General features: G+C 48.3%; 1 protein-coding gene and 1 pseudogene. One reads left to right on the top strand and one right to left on the bottom strand.

The window, feature by feature from the left end; all coding sequences use genetic code 11:
• Positions 1 to 355, top strand: a pseudogene (locus tag DXZ20_RS17930) (transposase); the annotation flags it as partial.
• A 7-nt stretch (positions 356 to 362) separates the two neighbouring features.
• Here the strand turns inward: DXZ20_RS17930 and DXZ20_RS17935 are convergent.
• Positions 363 to 716, bottom strand: a complete 354-nt coding sequence (locus tag DXZ20_RS17935; protein WP_163699623.1) for a hypothetical protein — start codon at positions 714 to 716, stop codon at positions 363 to 365.
• Positions 717 to 865: the final 149 nt, after the last annotated feature.

Raw genomic sequence — 865 nt, forward strand, 5'->3', positions numbered from 1 at the left:
CAGTTCTAGTGGTTGGAATCTGCAAAGGTCTGAGATTCGTTCGGTTTGTGACCTCTCACGCTTATGCTTCATCTTAGCGCTCGCGACACTTTACGTGACCGCGCAGGGCGTTGCTGTCGTTGACTCAGGCAAACGTCGATGGGTCGATACTCATTGGTTTCGTGGCAACAGCTATTTTCGCATTGGCCTTGATTGGATTCATGCGGCCTTAATCGATGGTTGGCAGCTGGTGACTCGTGTTGTGTTCTCGTCTAACACAGACCCTGAACCGGCTATGGCCTCTCGCTGGCAGCATGAGAAACGCTCCTTTCAGTTAGAATTTCAGGTCTTTACTACTCAGTTCAATCCTGACTAAACTTTTGTCAGTCAATCAGGTCCGTTCCACTTTGGCTGAGGGCAAAATCCTTCACAATAGCCAGTAATTCTGGTGTCGTTAACTGTTCGACCATGCTGAGAAAAAGCTCTTGTCCATTGGGGCCACCTCGTTCCAAAATGTTCGGCAGCATATCCACCACATCTGCATGGCGATTGAAAAACGTCTTAAAAGCGTGGACTGTCTTATCTACATTTTTAAATTTCAGCTTAGTCCCCACCATCTGCCGGAATTGCTTAATAGAGGCAGGCATCAACCACTGTTCCCAGGAAAAGGGCCAGGCCCCATGGCGCTGCCCAATGGGGTTACGAATATCGTTTAGATTATCTTTGGCAATGCTCAAGCTACGATTCCGCGCCAATGCTTTCTTCCACTGGGCAACGGCCTATTTGTTGTCACCAGTGCGTCAGCAATTCCAAATTCCAATGTACGGACAGGAGTGGTATGTAAGAGAGACTCCTGTTGAGGATGTCAGTCACGATGAGAATCAAG

Source organism: Adonisia turfae CCMR0081 (genome assembly GCF_011009555.1).
Taxonomy (GTDB): Bacteria; Cyanobacteriota; Cyanobacteriia; order Phormidesmidales; family Phormidesmidaceae; genus Leptothoe; species Leptothoe turfae.